At 36.4% G+C, this 23,577-nt stretch carries 27 protein-coding genes and 1 riboswitch; of the genes, 18 read left to right on the top strand and 9 right to left on the bottom strand.

Annotated elements, in window-relative coordinates; all coding sequences use genetic code 11:
- Window positions 1-12: 12 nt before the first annotated feature.
- Both BK577_RS01565 and BK577_RS01560 read left to right on the top strand, forming a co-directional pair.
- Window positions 13-459 (top strand): DUF86 domain-containing protein, encoded by a 447-nt coding sequence (locus BK577_RS01565; protein WP_078431304.1) that lies wholly within the window; start codon window positions 13-15, stop codon window positions 457-459.
- 213 nt (window positions 460-672) lie between these two features.
- Window positions 673-1,449, top strand: a complete 777-nt coding sequence (locus tag BK577_RS01560) for a TIGR01457 family HAD-type hydrolase (protein ID WP_078431303.1) — start codon at window positions 673-675, stop codon at window positions 1,447-1,449.
- Window positions 1,450-1,530: 81 nt separating this feature from the next.
- On the opposite strand, the gene BK577_RS01555 is transcribed toward BK577_RS01560, so the two are convergent.
- Window positions 1,531-2,031, bottom strand: a complete 501-nt coding sequence (locus BK577_RS01555) for a phosphatidylglycerophosphatase A family protein (protein WP_026559035.1) — start codon at window positions 2,029-2,031, stop codon at window positions 1,531-1,533.
- Between the two features lie 264 nt (window positions 2,032-2,295).
- Here BK577_RS01555 and yutH point away from each other — a divergent pair, with 264 nt between their 5' ends.
- From yutH to thrB, 5 genes are all read left to right on the top strand, one after another.
- Window positions 2,296-3,306: a spore coat putative kinase YutH gene (gene yutH / locus BK577_RS01550; protein WP_078431302.1), complete on the top strand. Its 1,011-nt coding sequence runs from the start codon at window positions 2,296-2,298 to the stop codon at window positions 3,304-3,306.
- Window positions 3,307-3,394: 88 nt separating this feature from the next.
- Complete coding sequence (locus tag BK577_RS01545; protein WP_078431301.1) at window positions 3,395-4,363, top strand: 2-hydroxyacid dehydrogenase; 969 nt, start codon at window positions 3,395-3,397, stop codon at window positions 4,361-4,363.
- A gap of 173 nt (window positions 4,364-4,536) precedes the next feature.
- Window positions 4,537-5,835 carry a homoserine dehydrogenase gene (locus BK577_RS01540; RefSeq protein WP_078431300.1) on the top strand — a complete coding sequence of 433 codons (1,299 nt, stop codon included), beginning with the start codon at window positions 4,537-4,539 and terminating at the stop codon, window positions 5,833-5,835.
- Window positions 5,835-6,893, top strand: coding sequence for a threonine synthase (gene thrC, locus BK577_RS01535; RefSeq protein WP_078433422.1), 1,059 nt, complete (start codon window positions 5,835-5,837; stop codon window positions 6,891-6,893). Before BK577_RS01540 ends, thrC begins: the two co-directional genes overlap by 1 nt.
- The gene (thrB, locus tag BK577_RS01530) at window positions 6,890-7,810 is read left to right on the top strand and encodes a homoserine kinase (RefSeq protein WP_078431299.1); all 921 of its coding nucleotides are present in this window, start codon (window positions 6,890-6,892) and stop codon (window positions 7,808-7,810) included. The genes thrC and thrB overlap by 4 nt, the downstream gene beginning before the upstream one ends.
- Window positions 7,811-7,902: 92 nt before the next feature.
- Here thrB and BK577_RS01525 read toward each other — a convergent pair whose 3' ends face one another.
- On the bottom strand, window positions 7,903-8,142 hold the full coding sequence (locus tag BK577_RS01525; RefSeq protein ID WP_078431298.1) for a NifU family protein: 240 nt from the start codon (window positions 8,140-8,142) through the stop codon (window positions 7,903-7,905).
- A 222-nt stretch (window positions 8,143-8,364) separates the two neighbouring features.
- On the opposite strand from BK577_RS01525, the gene BK577_RS01520 reads away from it, so the two are divergent.
- Window positions 8,365-8,682: a YuzD family protein gene (locus BK577_RS01520; protein WP_425435893.1), complete on the top strand. Its 318-nt coding sequence runs from the start codon at window positions 8,365-8,367 to the stop codon at window positions 8,680-8,682.
- Between the two features lie 210 nt (window positions 8,683-8,892).
- Here BK577_RS01520 and BK577_RS01515 read toward each other — a convergent pair whose 3' ends face one another.
- A complete protein-coding gene (locus tag BK577_RS01515) occupies window positions 8,893-9,960 on the bottom strand; it encodes an NAD(P)/FAD-dependent oxidoreductase (protein WP_078431296.1) in 1,068 nt (355 codons plus the stop codon).
- A 421-nt stretch (window positions 9,961-10,381) separates the two neighbouring features.
- Between BK577_RS01515 and BK577_RS01510 the strand changes: the two genes are divergently transcribed.
- Window positions 10,382-10,618 (top strand): YuzB family protein, encoded by a 237-nt coding sequence (locus BK577_RS01510; protein ID WP_026559026.1) that lies wholly within the window; start codon window positions 10,382-10,384, stop codon window positions 10,616-10,618.
- A 21-nt stretch (window positions 10,619-10,639) separates the two neighbouring features.
- On the opposite strand, the gene BK577_RS01505 is transcribed toward BK577_RS01510, so the two are convergent.
- Window positions 10,640-11,335 (bottom strand): DUF2225 domain-containing protein, encoded by a 696-nt coding sequence (locus tag BK577_RS01505; protein ID WP_078431295.1) that lies wholly within the window; start codon window positions 11,333-11,335, stop codon window positions 10,640-10,642.
- 222 nt (window positions 11,336-11,557) lie between these two features.
- On the opposite strand from BK577_RS01505, the gene dapF reads away from it, so the two are divergent.
- Both dapF and BK577_RS01495 read left to right on the top strand, forming a co-directional pair.
- Window positions 11,558-12,415, top strand: coding sequence for a diaminopimelate epimerase (gene dapF, locus BK577_RS01500; RefSeq protein ID WP_078431294.1), 858 nt, complete (start codon window positions 11,558-11,560; stop codon window positions 12,413-12,415).
- A 104-nt stretch (window positions 12,416-12,519) separates the two neighbouring features.
- A complete protein-coding gene (locus BK577_RS01495; protein ID WP_078431293.1) occupies window positions 12,520-12,882 on the top strand; it encodes a HesB/IscA family protein in 363 nt (120 codons plus the stop codon).
- Between the two features lie 49 nt (window positions 12,883-12,931).
- Here the strand turns inward: BK577_RS01495 and yumC are convergent, their stop codons facing one another.
- Window positions 12,932-13,924: a ferredoxin--NADP reductase 2 gene (yumC, locus tag BK577_RS01490; protein WP_078431292.1), complete on the bottom strand. Its 993-nt coding sequence runs from the start codon at window positions 13,922-13,924 to the stop codon at window positions 12,932-12,934.
- A 379-nt stretch (window positions 13,925-14,303) separates the two neighbouring features.
- Here yumC and BK577_RS01485 point away from each other — a divergent pair, with 379 nt between their 5' ends.
- From BK577_RS01485 to BK577_RS01470, 5 genes are all read left to right on the top strand, one after another.
- Window positions 14,304-15,518 (top strand): NAD(P)/FAD-dependent oxidoreductase, encoded by a 1,215-nt coding sequence (locus BK577_RS01485; RefSeq protein ID WP_078431291.1) that lies wholly within the window; start codon window positions 14,304-14,306, stop codon window positions 15,516-15,518.
- A gap of 60 nt (window positions 15,519-15,578) precedes the next feature.
- Window positions 15,579-16,064: an NUDIX domain-containing protein gene (locus BK577_RS01480; protein WP_078431290.1), complete on the top strand. Its 486-nt coding sequence runs from the start codon at window positions 15,579-15,581 to the stop codon at window positions 16,062-16,064.
- Window positions 16,065-16,217: 153 nt separating this feature from the next.
- Window positions 16,218-16,343 (top strand): YuiA family protein, encoded by a 126-nt coding sequence (locus tag BK577_RS25840; protein ID WP_169908055.1) that lies wholly within the window; start codon window positions 16,218-16,220, stop codon window positions 16,341-16,343.
- 75 nt (window positions 16,344-16,418) lie between these two features.
- Window positions 16,419-16,739, top strand: a complete 321-nt coding sequence (locus tag BK577_RS01475; protein ID WP_078431289.1) for a YuiB family protein — start codon at window positions 16,419-16,421, stop codon at window positions 16,737-16,739.
- Between the two features lie 175 nt (window positions 16,740-16,914).
- Entirely contained in the window at window positions 16,915-17,613 is a 699-nt protein-coding gene (locus BK577_RS01470; RefSeq protein WP_078431288.1) for a 3D domain-containing protein, read from the top strand.
- A gap of 56 nt (window positions 17,614-17,669) precedes the next feature.
- On the opposite strand, the gene BK577_RS01465 is transcribed toward BK577_RS01470, so the two are convergent.
- Window positions 17,670-18,149, bottom strand: coding sequence for a divergent PAP2 family protein (locus BK577_RS01465; protein WP_078431287.1), 480 nt, complete (start codon window positions 18,147-18,149; stop codon window positions 17,670-17,672).
- A gap of 305 nt (window positions 18,150-18,454) precedes the next feature.
- On the opposite strand from BK577_RS01465, the gene BK577_RS01460 reads away from it, so the two are divergent.
- Window positions 18,455-19,960, top strand: coding sequence for a leucyl aminopeptidase (locus BK577_RS01460; RefSeq protein ID WP_180321210.1), 1,506 nt, complete (start codon window positions 18,455-18,457; stop codon window positions 19,958-19,960).
- A gap of 90 nt (window positions 19,961-20,050) precedes the next feature.
- Here BK577_RS01460 and BK577_RS01455 read toward each other — a convergent pair whose 3' ends face one another.
- The gene (locus BK577_RS01455; protein WP_078431285.1) at window positions 20,051-21,037 is read right to left on the bottom strand and encodes a ketoacyl-ACP synthase III; all 987 of its coding nucleotides are present in this window, start codon (window positions 21,035-21,037) and stop codon (window positions 20,051-20,053) included.
- An 80-nt stretch (window positions 21,038-21,117) separates the two neighbouring features.
- Window positions 21,118-21,465 (bottom strand): hypothetical protein, encoded by a 348-nt coding sequence (locus tag BK577_RS01450; RefSeq protein WP_078431284.1) that lies wholly within the window; start codon window positions 21,463-21,465, stop codon window positions 21,118-21,120.
- 65 nt (window positions 21,466-21,530) lie between these two features.
- Window positions 21,531-21,613, bottom strand: a riboswitch (cyclic di-GMP riboswitch).
- A 258-nt stretch (window positions 21,614-21,871) separates the two neighbouring features.
- Here BK577_RS01450 and BK577_RS01445 point away from each other — a divergent pair.
- Window positions 21,872-23,206, top strand: a complete 1,335-nt coding sequence (locus BK577_RS01445) for a Na+/H+ antiporter family protein (protein ID WP_078431283.1) — start codon at window positions 21,872-21,874, stop codon at window positions 23,204-23,206.
- Window positions 23,207-23,367: 161 nt separating this feature from the next.
- Here BK577_RS01445 and BK577_RS01440 read toward each other — a convergent pair whose 3' ends face one another.
- Complete coding sequence (locus BK577_RS01440; RefSeq protein WP_078431282.1) at window positions 23,368-23,565, bottom strand: hypothetical protein; 198 nt, start codon at window positions 23,563-23,565, stop codon at window positions 23,368-23,370.
- Between the last annotated feature and the right edge of the window lie 12 nt (window positions 23,566-23,577).

Below are 23,577 nucleotides of genomic sequence, written 5' to 3'. Positions count from 1 at the left end.
GAAGGTGATATTTTGTATTTTGTTGATCGGGGAAAGATCGAAGCAAAGCTAGACTTTTTAAATAAAAAGATTAAACAGTTTGAACATCAATCCACATGGGGCAGTGATTTGGAAAAAGCGGCACTTGAGCGTATTTGTCATATGTTTATTGAGACAATCATTGATGTTGGTAATGCGATGATTGATGGCTTTATTATGAGAGACCCTGGAAGCTATGAGGATATCATTGACATCCTGCTGGATGAAAAAGTAGTGAATGAAAGAAATGCCCATGATTTAAAGCAGGTTATTATGCTTAGAAAAAAACTTGTACAAGATTATATTGAGATCGATCACCAGGAACTGGTGACTACTATTTCTTCTCATAAACAAGGTTTAGTTAGTTTTTCATCCGACGTTAGAAATTATCTGGAAAATGAGCTTGGTCCGGTTTCAGCTTTTATACCATTAAATAAATAAAGTGAGACTTCCATCAGTGGAAGGGCTTCAACCCGCACTGATGATTAGCGAGACATATCGGATCTTAACGGGCAGTTTATTGCCCATTTATCTTCTCTGCTTTACTCGAATCTTAAAGTTGGAGATTTACTGCCCGTTAAGGTGGGATGAATAAAGCTAAAGGGTGACGATAAAGTCATCCTCTTTCTATGGAGGAAACAGGAGGAATTTTGATTGAAAACCTATGGTGGTTACCTTATAGATTTAGATGGGACGATGTATAGAGGGACGGAGAGAATAGAAGATGCTAGTCGATTTGTTCACTATTTAGCAGAGAAAAACATTCCGTATTTGTTTGTTACAAATAATTCCTCACAGCCACCTGAACTTGTGGCGAAGAAGCTAAATGAATTTGATATTTTAGCAACAGAAGACCGTGTGTTCACAACAAGTCAGGCAACAGCCAACTTTATAGCTCAAAAAAAGGCAAATGCTCCTGTGTATATGATAGGAGAAGAAGGGTTAAAACAAGCCCTTCAATCAAGCGGACTTCAGATTGTAGATGAAAATCCCGATTTCGTTGTCACTGGAATTGATAGAGAACTTTCCTATGAAAAGCTTGCGAAGGCATGTATTGCGGTGCGTAATGGAGCCACCTTTATCTCAACAAATGCAGATATTGCGATTCCGACAGAAAGAGGTCTGTTACCTGGAAATGGAGCTTTAACCTCAGTTGTTTCTGTTTCGACCAATACAAAACCGATTTTCATTGGGAAGCCGGAAAAAATTATTGTTGATCAGGCAATACAAGTTCTTGGGATAGATCCGGACAAGGTGATCATGGTAGGGGATAATTATGATACAGATATAAAAGCTGGAATGAACTGTGGATTGGATACATTACTTGTTCATACAGGGGTTACGACAAAGGTGCATTTAGAGCGTTATGAACAAAAACCAACATACTCAGTTGATTCATTAACAGATTATTTAAACCTACTTCATTCATAAACATAAGAAAAAGCCATATGGACATCGATTAGCATCTTCTAACCTGTCCGATGGCTTTTCCTGTTTTTTAATATTCAAAACTTATTCCACATTTTTAGCTCTATGAGCAAGTCTGCTTGAAGCAGCTGCTGCAATAGCTCCAACAATATCATCTAAAAAGGTATGGCATTGTCCTGATGACTTATCATTTAGGGCTTGTAATATACCTGGTTTCATTTTATCGATATATCCATAATTTGTAAAACCGATTGATCCATATATATTAACAATTGAAAAGGCTAAAATTTCATCTACACCATACAAGCTCTCATCAGTCGCTATGATCGATTGTAATGGTTCCTCTAATTGGCCTTTTTCAGAAAGTATGTCAAACTGTATTCCAGTAAGAATGGCATTTTGAACTTCTCTTTTTGTCAGGACTCTGTCTACATTTTCAATGCAATCGTCCATTGATAAATTCGGATGATATTTTTCTTGAAGAAAATAAACGAGGTCTGCTATATCTTCAATTTTGACTCCTCTTTTGACTAACCAATCTCTAGCTGTTTTTTCCACAAAATCCATTTTTTCATTGCTTTTCATCTTGATCACCCATTCTTTTATTTTGCATATGGTGTATTCATTCATTGTATGATGCCGTGCTTGGATATATGCATGTAAACTTTAAATACAATGAACTTTTACCATTCTTAACGAAATCAAGGATTGGTAATCGTTTATGCTGTAAATTGAAACCGACCCTTATAGTATACTTCTCCAAAAAAAGATTTCTCCCTTCCTCATTTAATCATAAACTTCCCAATAATTGATTACGATAGAATAGGGAAAGTAATGCAGGGGGGAAATGTGGTGAAAAAAACAATATATGATGAGTATGGAATTAAGGTAACAGAGTTTGAAAAGGTTGGACGATATGATTCATTTCGTCTGCATCAAACCCAATTTGTGATTGTACCAGTTTCTCATATAGAAGAAGAGGAATTATTTGAATTATATCAATTAAGTCAATTTATGATTGACAAAAGAGAACCATATGTTGCAAGTTTTGTACTAACCAAAAAAAACCATTTGTTTTTTGAAGAAAATCAAGTAAGGTATGTCGTAATGAAATGCTCAGCCTATACAGAAGGACGCTCAACACAGCCTGGAAGAGATCTTGCTCGTTTCCATGCAAAAGCAAGGATCTATCCTTATCAAGTTACGAAGACTCAGCGTATCGGCCAGTGGAAAGTCTTATGGGAGAAACGGTTAGATCAATTAGAAATGTTTTGGAGAGGAAAAGTCCAAACACAACCACTCACTCAATTTGAAAAAATGTTTGTTGAATCATTTCCATATTATTTGGGGCTGGCGGAAAATGCGATTCAATATTTAGTTGACACAGAACTGGATGAGGAACCACTTCCAAATGACTCGGGAACCATTTGCCATCAAAGATTTCATTCAACAACTTGGAATCCGGTCTTCATGATTAAATCGCCTGTTGATTGGGTGTTTGACCATGCTAGTAGGGACTTAGCGGAATATATGAGACATCTTTACTTTGAAAAACAAGAACAGTTAAAGCTGGAAGGCTTTCGATTTCTGGAAGAGTATGATAGAACATCACCATTATCTCCATTTTCCTGGAGATTAATTTACAGCAGATTGTTATTTCCTATCCATTATTTTGAATGTGTGGAAGAATACTATTTATCACCCGAAGATGTAAAACCATTATTTGAAGAAGAATTAAACCGTATTCTAAATAATTCTGCACAATATGAAGCTTTCTTACGAGCCTATTCGAGCATGTTATCCATGAAGACAAAAAGAATCATGCTTCCAAACATAGAGTGGTTATCAACATACTCATAATAAAAAAGAATCCTCCGGTCTTATACGGAGGATTCTTTTTTATTATGATAAAATAAAGGTAGTTCATTTAATAGAAGAGGTGAAAAAGATGAAAAGACCATACATCTATATTACGAGAAAATGCTCAGAAGAACAGTTAAAACCGCTATATGAAGTGGCTGATGTTGACATGTGGAAGGAAGAGGAAATACCTTGTCCCCGTGAAATCTTACTTGAAAAGGCTGAAAAGGCAGATGGCTTATTAACAATGCTTTCAGATTCTATCGATAAGGAATTACTTGATAAGGCAGACCAATTGAAAGTGATCGCTAATCTTGCGGTAGGATTTGATAATATTGATGTTCAATATGCCAACTCAAAAGGTATTGTTGTGTGTAATACCCCTGATATACTAACTGACACAACTGCCGACCTGACATTTGGATTATTGCTCTCAACAGCAAGGCGTTTAATGGAAGCTTCTGAGTATGTTAAACAAAATCAATGGAAAAGCTGGGGACCACTTTTGCTAGCAGGACATGATGTTCACCATAAAACGATTGGCATTGTCGGAATGGGTAAAATAGGACAGGCTGTCGCAAAGCGTGCAACAGGTTTTGGGATGGACATTCTTTATCATAATCGTTCAAGAAATGAAAACGCTGAAAAAACATTAGGTGCAACTTATCGTTCATTTGATGAATTGGTTACTGCTTCAGATTTTATTGTATGTCTAGCACCTTTAACTCCGGAAACAAGAGAGCTTTTTAATAAAGAGACCTTTCAAAAAATGAAAAACTCAAGCATATTTATCAATGCGAGTCGGGGAGCTGTTGTAAATGAAGAAGACTTGTATGATGCTCTTGTAAATGGTGAGATAGCAGGGGCAGGGCTTGACGTCTTTTTAAATGAACCGATTGGTGCCGAGCATCCTCTTGTTGGATTACATAATGTTGTGGCCCTCCCGCATATCGGAAGTGCAAGCTATGAAACCAGGTACGCAATGATGAAGCTTTGCGCAATGAATATAGCAGCAGTTCTAAATGGAAATGAGCCTAAAACAAAAGTTGTTATTTAATTAAAAAAGTGTTCATTTATATTTTTTTTGGTGTGAAAACGTTTTAATTTAAAAAACTGAAAATTCACCCTTGTAAAACAGTTCTAAGCATCTTATAATGACAAGTATATTATTAGTGTCTTTTATGAGAGTACAGTTGTGCTTTATAGATATACAAGAAGGAGTGGAGTAGTGTGGAGGCAATTCATGTTGGACTTTTAGGTCTCGGTACGGTTGGTAGTGGTGTTGTGAAAATTATTGAAGACCATCAAGATAAACTTATGCATCAAGTAGGATGTCCGGTAAAAGTAAAGAAAGTTGTCGTGAAAAATTTAGAAAAAGAGCGTCAAGTTCATATTGATAAAGAAATGCTTACAACAAATGTAGAAGATGTTATTCATAACCCTGATATTGATGTTGTCATTGAAGTAATGGGTGGGGTAGAAGAAACACGCAAGCAATTGATCGAAGCGTTAAAAGCAAAAAAACATGTTGTAACAGCGAACAAGGATTTAATGGCGGTGTACGGAACAGAGTTATTATCGATTGCGACAGAAAACGGCTGTGATTTATTTTATGAAGCAAGTGTTGCAGGAGGTATTCCAATTTTACGTAGTTTAGTAGATGGATTAGCATCTGATCGGATTACAAAAATGATGGGAATTGTGAATGGAACAACAAACTTTATTCTCACAAAAATGTCCAAATTCGGAAGTGCATATGATGAAGTGCTAAAAGAAGCACAGGACTTAGGCTATGCGGAAGCAGATCCTACATCAGATGTAGAAGGCTTAGATGCGGCAAGAAAAATGGCCATCCTTGCCAGACTTGGTTTCTCGATGCATGTTGATTTAGATGATGTAAATGTAAATGGGATTTCAAGTGTAACAGATGATGATATTAGTTATAGTAAACGTCTAGGTTACACTATGAAACTAATTGGAATTGCTGAGCGCGAAAACGGAAAAATCGAAGTATCAGTTGAGCCAACATTATTACCTGAAACACATCCGCTAGCATCAGTTAATGATGAGTACAATGCAGTTTATGTGTATGGTGAAGCTGTAGGAGAAACAATGTTTTATGGTCCTGGAGCAGGAAGCTTACCAACTGCAACAGCTGTTGTGTCCGATTTAGTTGGTGTAATGAAAAATATGAGACTTGATGTTAACGGAAGAAGTGCGGTAGCACCTCAATTTGAAAAACAATTAAAAAGTCCTGAGCATATTTACGCTCAACACTTTTTGAGAATTAGTGCAAAAGATCAAGTTGGAGCTTTTGCAAATATTACATCCCTTTTCTCTGAGAGAGGCGTAAGCTTTGAGAAAATCCTGCAGTTACCAATAAAAAATAGCAACCTAGCAGAAATTGTCATTGTCACACATAAAGCGGCACAAAGTGACTTTGAAGAAATATTACAACTCCTGAATGATTTAGATGTAGTAGAAGAAGTAAAAAGTACTTACCGTGTAGAAGGGAACGAATTAGTATGATGTGGAAAGGCTTAATTCAAGAATTTGCAGAGTTTTTACCTGTTTCAGAAAAAACACCTAAATTAACACTTCAAGAAGGAAATACACCACTTATCCATCTTCCTAAGCTTTCTGAAAAGCTGGGTGTGGAGCTTTATGTGAAAACAGAAGGAACAAACCCTACCGGCTCATTTAAAGACCGTGGAATGGTTATGGCAGTTGCTAAAGCAAAAGAAGAAGGCAGTGATACAGTTATCTGTGCTTCTACAGGAAACACATCGGCAGCTGCAGCAGCTTATGCAGCCAGAGCGAATATGAAGTGTATCGTTCTTATTCCTGACGGAAAAATTGCCTTCGGAAAATTAGCTCAAGCAGTTATGTATGGTGCTGATATTTACGCCATTCAAGGAAACTTTGATCATGCGTTAACAATGGTTCGTAACATAAGTAAAAAGCTACCGATTACACTGGTTAACTCAGTTAATCCTTACCGTATTGAAGGTCAAAAAACAGCGGCATTTGAAGTTTGTGAGCAATTGGGAAGTGCTCCGGATTATTTAGCTATTCCTGTAGGTAATGCAGGGAATATTACTGCGTACTGGAAAGGCTTCAAGGAATACAATGAGAAAAAACAAACTGGCTTACCGAAAATTCACGGTTTCCAAGCAGAAGGTGCAGCAGCAATTGTTCGCGGTGAACCAATTGAGAATCCGGAAACTGTGGCAACTGCGATTCGTATCGGAAATCCAGCCAGCTGGGAAACAGCAGTTAAAGCGAAAGAAGAATCCAACGGTCGAATTGACTCTGTAACTGACGAAGAAATTCTAGAGGCTTATCAATTGATTGCCCGTGAGGAAGGTGTATTTGCTGAACCTGGTTCATGTGCTTCAATTGCAGGTCTTATCAAACATCGTAAATTAGGTCTTATTGCAGAGGGTAGCAAGGTTGTAGCAGTTTTAACTGGTAATGGATTAAAAGATCCTAACACAGCAATTGATGTTTCTGAAATTAAGCCGATTGTTCTTCCTAATGATGAAGAAGCATTCTTACAGCAATTAAGTGGAGTGCCGGTACAATGATTGAAGGAGACATGTTAAGAATTATCGTTCCTGGAAGTACAGCTAATTTGGGTCCTGGCTTTGATTCTGTCGGTCTTGCTCTTGGTAAGTACTTAACACTTGAGGTGAAAAAAGCAGACAAATTGCTTTTTTTGCCTATGACAGAGCATGTAAAGGATCTACCTACAAATGAAGATAATTTAATTGCTAAGGTTGCTATACAAGTTGCAGAAACGTACAACAAGCCTCTTCCTCCTTGTGAGGTAAAGGTGTGGAGTGACATTCCAATGGCAAGAGGAATTGGAAGCAGTGCCGCTGCTATTATTGCCGGAATTGAGCTTGCTAATCAGCTTTGTCAGCTGCAAATGAGTGATGAAGAAAAACTTCGAATTGCAAGTCTTGAAGAAGGACACCCTGACAATGTTGGGGCGTCACTATACGGAGGTTTGGTTATCGGTTTACACCAGGCTGAAAAAACAGACTTGGTTTGTATAAAGGATATCGAAGTAGATACGGTTGTCGTGATTCCGAAATACGAGGTATTCACAAGTGACGCAAGAAATGTTTTGCCACAAGAACTTTCCTATAAAAACGCTGTAGAAGCTAGTGCAATTAGCAATATGCTCGTGGCTGGACTTCTTACAAATAACTGGAACCTTGTTGGAGAGATGATGGTTAAAGACCTGTTTCATCAACCATATCGCGGCAAGCTGATTCCGGAGATCCAAGCTGTTCAAGAAAAGATTCAACATCTTGGTGCCTACGGTTCCGCGTTAAGCGGGGCAGGTCCAACTGTCATTTGTTTCACAGCAAAAGGAAAGGGAAATGACCTTGCTCAAACACTTGCAAAAGATTTTGTAAATTGTAATGTTGAAAGCTTGGAAATTGATGTAGTTGGCTGTCGAGTAGAGCAGGTACAAGAGATAAAGAGTTTATAGTTAAAAAGGATTCGGACATTGACCCGAATCCTTTTTGTATAGTTATGGTAAAAAAAGTCCGGCACACCATAGAGGTATACCGGACTCTTAAATTAAAACACTTGCTCTACTTCTACAACTCCTGGTACTTCTTCTAATAATGCACGTTCTATACCAGCTTTTAATGTGATTGTTGAGCTTGGGCAGCTTCCACAAGCACCTAAAAGGCGAAGTTTTACAATACCATCTTCTACATCTACAAGTTCACAATCTCCTCCGTCACGAAGTAAGAATGGACGTAATTTATCTAGAACTTCTTGAACTTGTTCCAACATTGCAGTTTCAGTTGTCATTATTATCGACTCCTTTCCTTATTCCATATTATATTTGAAATGGCGAGAAAAATCTAATCGTATGATTTATTTTTTCATTAAGTAATCGAGTATATTTTATCATATTTCCTTTATAAACGTAAGAGATAACCACCTGTTTACATTAGTAAGTATACCCAAATGATGAAGATGGAAAGATTTTGAGAAATGGAATACAATGGAGAAAAGAGCGGTGGTGTTAGAGTGAAAAAAGTTGAAATTAGTGTATATGGTGCAGAGGTACTTTGTCCAAGCTGTGTCAATTTGCCATCAGCTAAGGAAACATATGAATGGCTTGATGCAGCACTGAAACGAAAATTTAATAATCAGCCTTTTCATATCACTTATATTGATATTGATAAACCTCAACATGATGAAGAAAAACAGGAATTTGTTCAAAAGATTTTAGATGATGAATATTTTTATCCATTAGTTGTGATTGAAGGCAAGGTTGTTGGTGAAGGAAGCCCGCGACTGAAAACCATTTACGAAGAAATGGCAAGGTACGGGTATGGTCAGTGATGAACAGAACAAAAGCGCAAGCGCCTTGGTTAGCTCTAGGGTCTAGCCACAAAGGAATTGAAGACAAAGAACGGCTTCTATTCCTTTGCGTCTTATTTGCCCAGGGGCTAGGCGCTGGAGCTGGATGTCGCGCACTTATCTACAGTTCAAGAATTTTATAATTTCCTAGACGATAAAAAAACACACACTCGACGAGTGTGTGTTTTAATATTATCCGTTATGATATTTATACATCCATAGAACACCAGATTTTAGTAATCGTGGAACGCGGCCCATTAAAGGTCTGTCATTAACAAGTCCGAAGCCTTGTTTCTTTCCTAATGATCCCAAAACTCCCTTTAATTTAAATGGTGGGAAATTTTCAGGAAGAGGCTCGTTATTCCATTTTTTAAGTAAAACTTGAACTATTTGTTCAGCTTGTGCTTCAGCTAACTGAGCACTAGGAGCATGTGGCAGACTTGCACAGTCACCTACGACAAATATATCTTCATATTGAGGGATGAAATGCTGGATCGTTAATTTAACTCTTCCTTGGTTATCTTTTTCAACATCAAGATCCCTAACAACTTTATTTGGCTGTATACCGGCTGTCCAAACAATCGCATCACATTCAAATGGTTGATCATGGTTAAATACGATATTTGGTTCTACCTTAGTAATATTTGCTTCACTTATAATTTCAACACCATGTTCAGTGAACCAATTGGCTACATAAGTGCTTAATCTTTCCGGGAAGCTGGAAAGGATATGTTTGCTACGGTCAAATAACTTTATTTTTAAATCTTTTCGGCTTTCTCTAAGTTCACTGGCAAGCTCAACACCGCTTAATCCTGCCCCAACTATGGCAACAGTTGCATCAGCTTGTAAATTATTTAATTTTTGGTATGCTTCACGAGATTGGTCGATTGATTGGATGCTATATGTGTACTCATCAGCACCCGGAACATTGTGGTATTTATCTTCACAGCCTAAACCGACAATAAGATCATCATATGATATAGCACGATCCTCGTTTAGAATAACTTCCTTTTTGTTAGGATCAACTTTTGTAATTGTGCCAAATTCAGTTTGAAGTCTAGGGTGCTCCGGAAAGGATACACGAATATGATGATCGGAAATAGTCCCTGCTGCCAGAGCATAATATTCAGTTTTCAGACAGTGATAAGGGTTTTTATCAATAAGAGTAATTTGCACATCGTCAGGTAACTGATTCGGAAGCAAGCGAAGTAAGACTCTCATTCCGCCGTACCCGCCACCAAGGATAACTAGGTTCTTCATTTTTTAATACTCCTTTTTCCCCACTTTTTTAAAAAACTCTTTGAAAATAATGTTGTATTACATAAATGAATGAATAAGAAAGAGATAACCCTATATCTTAAAATAAATATCTTTTCTTACGTATGATTAAAAAATGCCATAAAAAGTATAACGAAATTCGCATTTTTTCACAATATAAATGCTGATAGAACGTTTTCTTTTTTGGTAAAATGAACTATTCTAAGATACAGTACAACACAATTATGAATTATTTAGATAGTGTTTACAATCCCATTTCTATACTTTATACAAAAAAGTTTCCAGATGTATAATGGATTATGAATTGAAATAATTAATTTTCGATAGAAAACATAGAGTATAATAAAATTTGACGTATTAATGCTTATCCTATTAGGATAAAACAGTGGAGAGGTGGGAATAAATGAAGCCAATTATTGAATTTTGTATAAGCAATTTAGCTAATGGGGGACAAGCAGCGTTAGAGAAGCTGGAGAAGGACCCTAATTTAGATATTATAGAATATGGTTGTTTAAGCTATTGTGGTAAATGTGGCCATTCATTATATGCGTTAGTAAATGGGGAAATGGTCATGGGTGACACGCCAGATGAGTTAGTCGAGAATGTGTATACATTTTTAGAAGAAAATCCAATGTTTTAAAAAAGCCACTTTTGTGGCTTTTTACCCTGATTTTTTTGCTTCCCGCATTTCACTCCAGCGATCCTTCGCCATTTGAACGATTCCTTTCTCAATCGTTTCTTTTTGTTTTTCAATGACTCGTGAAAAATAGCGTGTTGCTTGTCCGTCTAATCCAACTCGTCTACTTAAATCTCCAATTAAGTAAAGCAACTTGGTTTCAGAGAAAGGTGTATCGGTAAAGTCACCAGCAGAATAGGATAGAATATACTCATCAAGGGCGAGCCTTAAAAAACGCTGTTCTTCTTGAGGATTTACCTGTTCGGTTCTATATAACCAGGCAAGTCGTATATAAAGTCCACCAAGTGCAATATGTTTTTCTTTTTTTATTGTTGCGCAGTATATTGCTAATTTGTAGGAGTTAATGGCCAGGTCTAATGTGCGTTCTTGACCATAATCTTTTCTTTTCCAATTATGACAGATTTTCTGTTTAATGAGATCCTTTGCCTTTGGTGGAAAATAGTTGGTACATTCTTCTGAAGATGAAAAGCCACACTCTGGGCAAACAGAAACGTAATACAACAGAGGATTAATTTTTGTTGAAATATAGAATGAACAAAAATCAGTATCATGTCGATGAGCACGTATAAAACGTGATCTTACTTTTTTTGTCACATATGTATTTTTACAAATTTGACACTCAACTTTTCGATCGTATAAGTATTCTAGTTCTTTATTCATAGGAATCACTCCTAATAAGTTTGTAAACGATTATATAAGATCTAATTATATCAGATTTGTATGAAAAATGGACTAGTTTTTAGTTTGAGTAGGTGAAAAGTCATTGAAAAAGCTTCCTGCGCTATACAGGAAGCTTTTCCTTATCAAACGGGGGATATTTTTATTGTTTTCATACTTCTATCACTTTATACTAGTAAAAATAAAGAGTTTTGGAGGCGTATGATGAGTTCTTTTCAATTTACAAAAATGCACGGTTTAGGTAATAGCTATATATATGTGAATCTTTTTGAGGAACAGCTTGAGGAAGAATCTTTACCAGAGATTGCAAGGCAAGTATCAAGTGTTTATACAGGTATTGGATCTGACGGGTTAATCCTCATTTGTCCTTCTGATCGAGCAGAAGTAAAAATGAGGATTTTTAATAATGATGGATCAGAAGGGAAAAATTGCGGCAACGGGTTAAGATGTGTTGCTAAATATGCATTCGAACATAAATTAGTAACAAATGAAACATTCAAAATCGAAACATTATCAGGACTTGTTGAAGCAAAAGTGCATGTTAACAATGACTTAGTCGAGTTAGTGACAGTTGATATGGGGGAACCAAGATTACTTAAGGCAGATTTACCAATGGCAGGCAAGAATCAAGAAAAAACGATTAATGAACCGATGGAATTTGCAGGTGAAGTTTTCCAGGCGACAGCGGTCTCAATGGGAAATCCACATCTTATCTTTTATGTAGATAATATTAATCAAGCCCCTGTTACAAGTCTTGGCCCTATCGTAGAAAAAGATGAACGTTTCCCTGAGGGGGTAAACGTAGAATTTGTAGAAGTTGTATCAAAAAATGAGCTTCATTTTAGGGTATGGGAAAGAGGTTCCGGTGTTACACAAGCGTGTGGAACAGGAGCGTGTGCTGCAGTGGTTTCATCGGTACTTAATGGCCATACTTCCCAAGGAGAAGAAACGACTGTCCACCTTGCGGGTGGAGATTTGCTAATCAATTGGACAAAAACAGGTACTGTTTTAATGACTGGTCCTGCAGAAGTTGTTTGTACAGGTACTTTTTTCTTGAGATGATAATGTCTATCTGTTACCTCTTGAGTGAATTATTTGAGTGATGAGTGCTATTAGATGTATACTATAAATAGATCCTTTCATAAAGAGCGAGGAGGTATATTTAAATGAGTGATATTGTAAAGATTACAGAAGCAGCTGCTTATCAGATAAAAGATATGATGAAAGAACATGAGGAAGAAAATGCTTATCTCCGCGTTGGAGTAAAAGGTGGAGGCTGCAGCGGCCTTTCCTATGGTATGGGCTTTGAGCATGAGATTAGCGAAGAAGATCAAGTTCTTGAACAGCATGGAATGACAGTGCTTATCAAAAAAGAAGATGCCCCGATTTTAAAGGGTACGATCATTGATTTCAAACAATCCATGATGGGCGGCGGCTTCACCATCGATAACCCAAATGCGATTGCTTCATGCGGATGTGGTTCATCTTTCAGAACAGCAACGAATACTGGTACTCCGGAAGAATGTTAACATCAAAAAACGACTATCTGAAAATTCAGTAGTCGTTTTTTTCTTATAGTTAATTAAAAAGGCTGGTACTGTGTAAAGGTTGAACACGTGCTTTGGGATCCAAGAAGGCTTTTGCATTATTTACAGCCGTCGGTGCTTCACCGAATCCACTCGCAATTAGCTTCACTTTACCGTCATACGTACAAATATCTCCGGCAGCATAAATTCCTTCAATATTTGTTTCCATTTTGGAATTGACCACAATAGAATTTTTTTCGATGGTTAAACCCCAATTTTTAATTGGACCAAGCGAAGAAACAAAGCCGTAATTCACGATAAGATCATCAATTTCGATCACTTCTTTACGGTCACCTTTTACCTCTTCTAAAACTAATTGCGTAATAGTTGTTTCACCGAGAACCTCTGATGGGACAAATGGTGTAAGAATATCAACATTTGATTTTTTTAAAAGCTCAACACTATGTTCGTGAGCTCTGAATTTATCACGTCGATGAATTAATTTTACATTTTTAGCAATAGGTTCTAGCATTAGTGCCCAATCAACAGCAGAATCACCTCCGCCAAGGATTGCAACATTTCGACCAGCAAATTTATTTAAATCATCCACAAAATAATGTAAGTTTTCACTTTCATATTTTTCAGTATGCTCAAGCTCTAGTTTTCTAGGTTGGAACGCACCGTTTCCAGCCGTAATAATAATTGTCTTCGTATAATGAACCTCACTGTTAGTGGTAAGCTTAAAAACACCGTCTGCTTGTTTGTCAAGTTGTTCTACTGCTTGTTCCAGAACGATTGTAGGGGAAAACTGCCCCATTTGTTCTTTTAAATTGTCTACAAGTTCCTGAGCTCTTACTTTTGGAAAGCCTGCAACATCATATATGTATTTTTCAGGATATAATGTAGAAAGCTGTCCGCCTAATTGTGGAAGGCTCTCAATAATTTTGACACTTGCTTGTCGCATTCCACCATAGAAAGCTGTAAATAATCCTACAGGACCTCCCCCGATAATGGTTATATCATAAACTTTCGTATCTTCTTTCACAAAACATCCTCCTTTTTTCACCTATGTCAGAATCTTATCATATCCAGCTCTGTTATTTCATGTCCTACAAACTTTGTAGCTTTAATTTGAAAATGGCGAAATATTCTAAATTATAGTATATTTTCAAAAAAAAATATACTACCTTGTAAGAAAAAACTACTTGAAAAAAAATGATAGTATAGATAATATGGAATATAGGCGTAATTATATATATTTATATGTATTTCTAAGAGAAAATAACCAACGTGTGTTTTGGTAAGTGAATCATTTCACAAAGTTTTATCTCTTAAACTAAATAAAATGTTGTGATTCGGTGGATTATAAGTAATAAACATCATTCGAATTTGACAACAATTCTAAGGAAAAGGTGGATGTATCGGTGAGAAAGCCAAGAGTCGTTATTTTAGGTGCAGGTTATGGTGGATTAATTACAATTACTCGTTTACAAAAACAAATCAGTGTTGATGAAGCAGAAATTACGTTAGTGAATAGAAATGATTATCACTATGAAACAACATGGTTACATGAAGCTTCAGCAGGTACACTGCATCACGATCGAGCTCGCTATCAAATTAAAGATATCATTGACAATAATCGTGTGAAGTTTGTGAAAGACACAGTTGTTTCAATTGATAAAGAAGCAAAAAAAGTTGTGTTAGAAAACGGTGAGGTTGAGTATGACTATTTAGTGATCTCATTAGGTGCACATCCTGAAACTTTCGGTATTAAAGGATTAAAAGAATTTGCATTTGGAATTACAAGCATTGACTCAGCTAGACAATTACGTGAGCATCTTGAATACCAATTTGCAACATACAATATGGAAGCAGAGAAGAAGGATGAGCGTTTAACTATCGTAGTAGGTGGAGCAGGATTCACGGGTATCGAGTTCTTAGGTGAACTTGGAAACAGAATTCCTGAGCTTTGCAAAGAATATGATATTGATTTCAAGAAAGTGCGTATCCTTTGTGTTGAAGCAGCACCAACAGCACTTCCTGGATTTGATCCTGAGTTAGTTGATTATGCTGTAAATCACCTTCAAAAGAAAGGTGTAGAATTCATGATCGGTACAGCTATTAAAGAATGTATCGAAGATGGAATCATCGTTGCAAAAGGTGAGGAGCTTGAAACAATTAAAGCTGGTACGGTTGTATGGGCTGCAGGTGTACGTGGTAACAGCGTTGTGGAAGAAGCAGGCTTTGAAAACATGCGTGGCCGTGTAAAAGTTGATGGATACTTACGTGCTCCAGGACATGATGAAGTATTCATCATCGGAGATTGTTCATTAATTATCAACGAAGAAATTAATCGTCCATATCCTCCAACAGCTCAAATTGCGATGCAACAAGGTGAAACTTGTGCGAAAAACTTGGCAGTTGCCATTCGTGGACGCGGAGAAATGGGTACTTTTACACCAGACATTAAAGGATCTGTAGCTTCCCTTGGTGAAGATGATGCAGTTGGTGTTGTGTTTGGTAAAAAACTTGTTGGAACAAAAGCATCATTTATGAAGAAAATGATCGATAACCGTGCATTATATATGGTTGGTGGACCTTCATTAGTACTGAAAAAAGGTAAATTTAATATTCTATAATATAGTTGGGGGACAAGAGCTTTTGCTCTTGTCCTTTTTAAAAAGGAGAAGTGGTGTTAGTTGAGTCACTCTAAAAGTGGAAATGTCTGGCTTGCTGTTTCAGGTATTGTCGAGAATGAGAATGGTGAGTGGCTTGTTGTTAAAAAAAAATATGGTGGACTAAAAGGACTGTGGTCCCTTCCTGCCGGATTTGTCGAGCAGGGTGAAACCATTGATGAAGCCGTATTAAGAGAAATTAAAGAAGAGACAGGGATTACAGCTACCGTTAATGGAGTAGTTGGGATTAGGTCAGGTGTAATTGGAGACCACATAAGTGATAACATGATTATTTTTTCTTTAACTGCCATAACAAAGGATATTGTTGTTCAAGAGAAAGAGCTGGAGGAAGTAATCTTCATGCTACCCGAAGAATTAGTCCTGAATCGTGAGTCATCGAATTTGATTAAAGATTTGGCAAATAGAAATATAAAGCCGAAATTAATTAAATATGATCACATTCATCCGGGGAATCAATTTGGATATAGTTCCTATACTTTATTTTTGTAATTTTCTAAAAATAAGCAAGATAAAGAAATTCAAAGGAAATATATGTTGTATTCGCTTACATAAACATCTCTGTTAGATTTTCTTCCTTTATTATTGTCAGAATAATTGGTATATTGTATTATAACCATTTATTTACTAAAGGAGAGACTTTATATGAGTACAACAACTAAGGTAGAGACGAAGGAATGTCCGTACTGTGATGGAAAAGGATATTTTCAATTGATCTTAGGTGGCTCCGAAACTTGTAATAGCTGTGAGGGAACTGGGAAGAAGTCATAAAACGTTCACTAAGTTATGATTGACTGTCTATCTTTTGTTCAGTACACTAAAAATGGTGTAATGGAGGTGATAGACATGTTAAGCTTACCTGTTTTACTAATATCAATGCTATTATTTTTAGTTTTATTTTTCGGTATTGGATTTTTATTAAATATGCTCTTACGCATGTCTTGGATTATGGCAATTGTGTACCCAATTGTCTGTATTTTTATTATAGATAATGTAAGATTTATAGAATATTTTCAAAAACCCGGTGCCTCATTCTCAGCGTTAGGAAATAAAATTCTGTCATTAGCTTTAGCTGACATACTGATTTTATCTTCAGGACTAATTGGAGCAATTCTTTCAGGCATAATCATTAAAATGCTTCGAAAAAGAGGTTACCAAATGTTTTAAAAACATAACAAAAAGGCTGATTTTCACATTGTTGATAATCAGCCTTTTTGTTGTGTTTTTTGTAAAAATTTGGGAGTGGCTTTCAAACTGGTAAAGTATGTTTCCTGTTAAAAATGAATATTTCCTCAACAAATTGGGAACGAATAGATTTGTGAGAGGAGTGAATAGGGAAGATATGATCAGTATAAAAAGAATGTGTAGAAGGCTTTTCATGTCGATATTATTTCTTTGTGCACTAACCACAACTTTTGAAGTTATATCCGGAGTTGAAGCAAAAGATGTGGTGAAATGGTATGCTAAGAATCTTACAATTGGTGAAGAAAGTGGTACATTTCGTGTTTTAGGACTCACATTTAAGACAATGAATAGTGAACCAACTGTCCAAACAGAAATATCTTCACGTGTTGAGGCGGTTAATCAAGATATGTCATTAGAAGAAGCTATTGATTGGTCACAATACCCGGTGAAAAAAGTAGTGGCAACAGGATATACAGCGGGTGTAGAATCAACTGGTAAAAGCCCTAATCATCCAAGCTATGGAATTACATATTCAGGTGTTAAAGTAAAACGTGACCTATATTCAACGGTTGCAGCTGATTTAGACGTATTCCCCTTAGGGACAATCCTCTTCATTCCTGGATATGGATATGGAGTTGTAGCTGATAAAGGTGGAGCAATTAAAGGAAACCGATTGGATCTCTATTATGAAACAGTAAAAGACGTATATAATAGCTGGGGAAAAAAACAATTGGATGTTTATGTTGTACAAATGGGTGATGGAACATTAACAGAAGAACAATTAAAAAATTTAAATGAAGAAGAATCTATGCAGGTATTTAGGCAAAAATATATAAAAAGTAAAACAAAAAGCTAATGGTACGCAGCCACTAGCTTTTTTTATGTAAAAATCATTTCGTTTTAGCCCTGAATCTACATCATAAAAAGATAATGTAAAAATAAAGCAAGTAATATACCTGTTAATCCCCCAAAAAATACTTCAATTGGTTGATGACCAAGCAGTTCTTTTAATTTTTTTTGTTTATCCTGCTCAGCCTTTTTAGGCCAGACCTTTGCTTCTTCAACGAATTTATTGAAATCTAATACAAGCTGATTAAGTACAGTTGCTTGTTCACCGGCATGTCTTCTGACTCCAGTTGCATCAAACATGGTAATAATGGCGAATACAGCCGAAATAGCAAAGATGGAGGAATCCAAGCCATGATCAAGTGCAACACCTGTTGAAAGGGCAGTAACAGCTGCAGAATGCGAACTCGGCATTCCTCCTGTACTTGTGATTAAAGACCAATCCAATTTTTTTGAAACAATAAAGTAGATCGGAACTTTAATGAATTGTGCAAAGAAAATAGCCGCCAGAGAAGCGAGTAAGGGAAAATTATATAGTAATTCCAATGTTATGCTCCTTTCATTCTGCATTCTAACGAAGTATTCATCTATTTAAACAGAGTGATTGGAGTCATTTCACCTTGATCTAATGCCCTAGATTCAACAGCATAAAACCTCTCTAAACTGTAAATAGATAGAAAAATGGGATAAAAAGATTTTCTTCATTATAGCATATAACCATCCTGCATCTTCTACTCGTGAAAAGAATTTGTTTAGAAAACCTTTTTCACTTATTCATTTACACCTTATTATACTTTTTAAACTTTGTGCTTTAAAATGGAACTGTATACATATATGGAGGTGCAGAGATGATATTTAAAGTACATCATCACTTAGAACAAATCAAAGATCAAGAAACACTTGTTATTGGACTATATCAAAAAACAAGCAAACTAACAGGTTTAGCTAGTGAGATCGATGAACAACTCAAAGGTGATCTATCTCAGTTATTAAGAGACGGAGACCTGCAAACAAAATACAAATCAATTACTAAGCTACATACCCTGGGGAAGCATTCTTTTAAACGTATTTACTTTGTTGGATTGGGAAAAGAGGAGAACCTAACCTTTGATCGATTAAAGAGAGCATTTGGAGAGTTATTTCAAACCATTCAAAAGGCAAAACATCAAAGTATTGCTTTTGCACTTGACTCTTTTCGCAATGAAGAAAATGACATAAATGATATTGCCCACGCGCTTTCAGAGGCTTCTGTCCTCGCGACATATAAAATTTTAGATTATAAGCTAAAATCTAATGAACCTGAAAAAAAGATTGAAACGGTTTATATCTTTTCAGAAAATGGAAAACTGGATGAAATAAAATCAAGTCTCGAGGTTGGATATGCATTTGGGACAGGTACAAACAGTGCAAGAACACTAACGAATATGCCACCTAATCTGTTAACAGCGACAGAATTAGCCTCGTATTCTGTAGAGCTTGCCAAGAGATACAATTTTGAGTATGAGATTCTTGAAAAGGAAGATATGGAGCGTCTTGGGATGGGGGCTCTGTTGGCTGTCAACAAAGGGTCAGAAGAGCCTCCAAAAATGATTGTGTTAAAGTATCAAGGAAAAGAAGAATGGAAAGATGTTATTGGACTTGTTGGAAAAGGAATTACCTATGATACAGGTGGTTACTCTATCAAACCTAAGGATGGAATTGTCGGCATGAAAACAGATATGGGTGGTGCGGCAGCAGTACTTGGAGCAATGGAGATTATTGGTGAAACAAGACCTGAACAAAATGTTGTAGCTGTAATTCCATCAACAGATAATATGATAAGTGGAGGAGCATTTAAGCCTGATGATGTCATTGTTTCTTTAAGCGGTAAAACGATTGAGGTCCTAAATACGGATGCAGAAGGTCGTTTGGCTCTAGCAGACGGCGTTACATATGCAAAATTCCATGGAGCGAATTACTTAGTTGATGTTGCGACATTAACAGGGGGAGTCATCATTGCTTTAGGAACTGAAACGACTGGTGCTATGACAAATAATGAAGAGATGTTTGAACAAGTTCTTCAAGCATCACATGAATGTGATGAGCCTGTTTGGCGTTTGCCGATTTCGGAAAACGATAAAAAAAGAGTTCGAAATAGTAAAATGGCTGATCTGAATAATTCACCTGGTCGAGAAGGGCATGCAATAATGGCAGGAACCTTTATTGGTGAATTTGCTGAACATACACCATGGGTACATCTTGATATTGCGGGTACAGCAACAACGTCAAAAGAAAGCGAACTTGGCCCATCAGGTGCAACAGGTGTAATGGCGAGAACCTTAGCAACATTTGTTGAGAGGTTTGAAGTTGGTCAATAACAGTAATTATGTGTAGGGAATTTGGTGGCGAACACGAGTGGCAGTTACTTACATGATGTATCTGTCACTCGTGATATTTTTATACATCTATTAATATTTAAATAACATGGATACTAATTGGTAACCGGAACCGATTGTCCAAAATAAAATATAATCTCCTCTTTTAATAGTTCCCCTATTTATTGCTTCGTGTAATGCAAGAAACGGGCTGGAGGTACCCGTATATCCGAAACGATCACCAACATAAACAATTTGTTTATCATGTATGTCAAACTTCTCTTGTATTTTTAAAATATTGGCTAAAGAAAATTGAGAAAAGCAATAACAACTGATATCACTTGCTTGTAAATTATTACGTTCCAATAGTTTTTGGATCATTTCATAAGTAGGAGGCAGGGCAATATTCCCATCAAAAGGAAGCCACTTGATATACTTTCCAGGTTCCTTGTTTTGGAGAACATTGGATAAGCCTTTTGCGGGATATAAAATTTTATCCTTATTAATCGAGTCTGTAAAATAAATGGAGTCAATAAAACCTGTTTCAACATCCGTTTTTTCTAATATAACAGCAGCCGCTGCATCACCATAATTTGAAAATGTTATTTCATCTTCAGGATCGCTAATGATAGAGTTATAATCTGACCCAACTATTAAGGCGGTTTTAATCTCCTTACTTGTTAACATATACCTTGAAGTATAATCGACAGCGACAGTCATGCCGGCGCAATTGGCATTTGAATCTAATAGAATGGTTTGTGAACCAGCCCCAATAGCATCGTGTAAATATGTAGCATTTGTAGGAAATGTGTATTCAGGAATTTGTGATGAGAACATAATTAAATCAATATCTTTTCCACTCATTTTAGCTTTAGTAAGAACACGTTTGGCTGCTTCAATTGCCATTGTTAAACTATTCTCGTCTGGATTATCAATGATATAACGTTCTTTTCTTCCCATATGATCAAGAAACCGTGTAATATCTTTTTCTCTCTGTTGAAAATGATTGATAAAATATGTGTTATCAACAACTGTTGTTGGATGATAAATATCAACAGAATGTATTTTTACAAATTGCAAAGTGTATTCCTCCTATATAAGTGTGAAATAAAAAAAGAGGATGAGTCAAGGTATAGTACTTTGATTCATCCTGAAAGTTATTAACCTTCTATTACTTCAGCATTGGTTAATCCTGTATTTCTTGCAAGGCGATTTAATTGAAGTTTTAAAACAGGATTTTGCTTAATTTTGAAAATAACTTTTTTGAATCCGGATTCCTTATACATCTTGTAGGAATTTTCTAAGCTTGGAATCATTTCCTGTTTAAGAAGGTCCATATAGGAACAATCGATCTCTAAAGTATAAACAGGAGCGTTAATAGCTGAAACCTCTTTCTGATAATCACTGACGAAGTTTTGCACATCTGTTGGAGTAAATGTACCGCCAATATACATCTCCACAATTTTTGCACCATGATTTACTTTAATTTCATAACTACCTTTTGACATTGTATGTCTCCTCTCTTTTGTAGCGAGGATCTAAGATGAACAACCAAGAAGGGAATGGAATTAGCATTTGCAACTTGGCGGTCATAGCGATTGCCTTAGACCCATAGTTTTGCGTCCTTATTTTTCAATAAGTTTGCCGTTGCTTGGCCGAAAATTACTTATGTAAACTTGACCAGTGTTTATATCGGACAAACTGGAAATAATTTTAATATAAAAAGTTGAAGATTTATTAAAAAAAGAAAATGAAAGGGCTTTTATATAAATTGGGATGCCGGAGACTTGTATGTTTTAAAAATAATATCTTGATATACTAATTGACAGATTTCAACCAAATATGATAAGTTTATTTTCGATGTTTTATTTCTCTACTATATTAGCAAACTAAAGGATTTCGGGGGTCTTGACGGTGAATGCAGTCATAATAGCAGTAATTGTTATGCTAATTTTAAGTTTATTAAGAATAAATGTTGTTTTTGCTCTTGTGATTGGAGCTTTAATAGGTGGTCTAACAGGAGGTTTAGGGTTAGCCGCAACGATTGAGACATTTACAAACGGATTAGGTGGAAATGCAACTGTAGCGCTAAGTTATGCCTTACTAGGAGCATTTGCTGTTGCCTTAACGAAAACAGGATTACCTGATGCGATGGTTTCTAGTGTGATAAAAATTGTTGGACGTGAGGGAGAAACGAGAAGAAAAACGTTATCTAAGGCACTTATTGTATTTTTAATCTTAATGATGGCGATTTTTTCTCAAAATCTGGTACCGGTACATATTGCATTTATCCCGGTGCTTATTCCACCCCTTTTGAAAGTTTTGAATCAGCTTGAAGTAGATCGCCGATTAATTGCAGCAGTTATGACATTTGGATTAATTACGCCATATATGTTTTTACCTGTTGGGTTTGGGGCCATCTTTCACGGGATCATGCAAACGAATATGCAGGAGAGTGGATTAACTGTTTCCTTATCTTCTATTCCAACAGCAATGGCCATCCCGGCTATTGGCATGGTGTGTGGCCTGCTTATAGCGGTTTTCATTACTTATCGTAAAAAAAGACAATATGAAACCCGTGAAATATCAGGTCTACAAGTGACACAAGTGTATACAAAAAGAAGTATTACTATTGCCGTTCTCGCCATATTAGTATCACTCTCTGTTCAACTCTTTTTATCCCAAAAGCTTGAGGTTGAAGGGATGATTTTTGGTGCGTTAGCCGGCTTAAGTATATTATATCTTGGTGGTGTACTAAAGCGTAATGAAGCAGATGCAATGATGACAAACGGAATGAAGATGATGGCCTTTATTGGCTTCGTTATGATTACAGCATCAGGATTTGCCAGTGTGTTAAAAGAAACTGGACATGTTGAAAAGCTTGTAGAAGATGCTGCCGGGTTAATTGATGGTAATCAGGCACTTGGTGCATTGTTAATGTTAATTGTTGGTCTTCTCATCACAATGGGGATTGGTTCATCCTTTTCAACAATTCCTATTATCACGACTATTTTCGTTCCACTATGTCTGGAGTTAGGATTTAGCCCAATGGCAACTGTTACGATAGTAGGAACAGCCGCAGCCCTTGGAGATGCAGGCTCACCTGCATCTGACAGTACACTTGGTCCAACATCTGGTTTAGCTGCAGATGGAAATCATCATCATATTTGGGATACATGTGTGCCGACCTTTGTTCACTATAATATTCCACTTATTATTTTCGGTTGGATCGCAGCTATAATTCTATAGAAGAACATAAAGGAAAAAACTTGGTTTTATTTTACCAAGTTTTTTTTTCAAACAGATAAGAAAGTTTCAAATCTTGTACTTAGTGCAGGTGTCTAGCTCCAGCGCCTAGCCCCTCTAGGGTCTAGTCAATTTGGAATTGAAGACAAAGAACGCCTTCTATTCTAAATCGCCTTATGCTTGTCGGTGCTGATCGATTCGCTTGCGCTTTTCTTAATTATATGTAAATGTTCCACCAATTCTTCGTCATCCCATCCAAGTATCGTTTCTATCAATTCGGGATGGTGCTCCAGTATCTCACTCTCGAATGCTTCTCTATCCTTTGTAACTAAGAAATATTTTTTTACAACTAATGTTTTCATATTCACACCTCT

The organism is Metabacillus halosaccharovorans, assembly GCF_002019635.1.
Taxonomy (GTDB): Bacteria; Bacillota; Bacilli; order Bacillales; family Bacillaceae; genus Metabacillus; species Metabacillus halosaccharovorans.
Note: the sequence above shows the minus strand (reverse complement) of the source record. Positions and strands in the feature narration are given on the sequence as shown.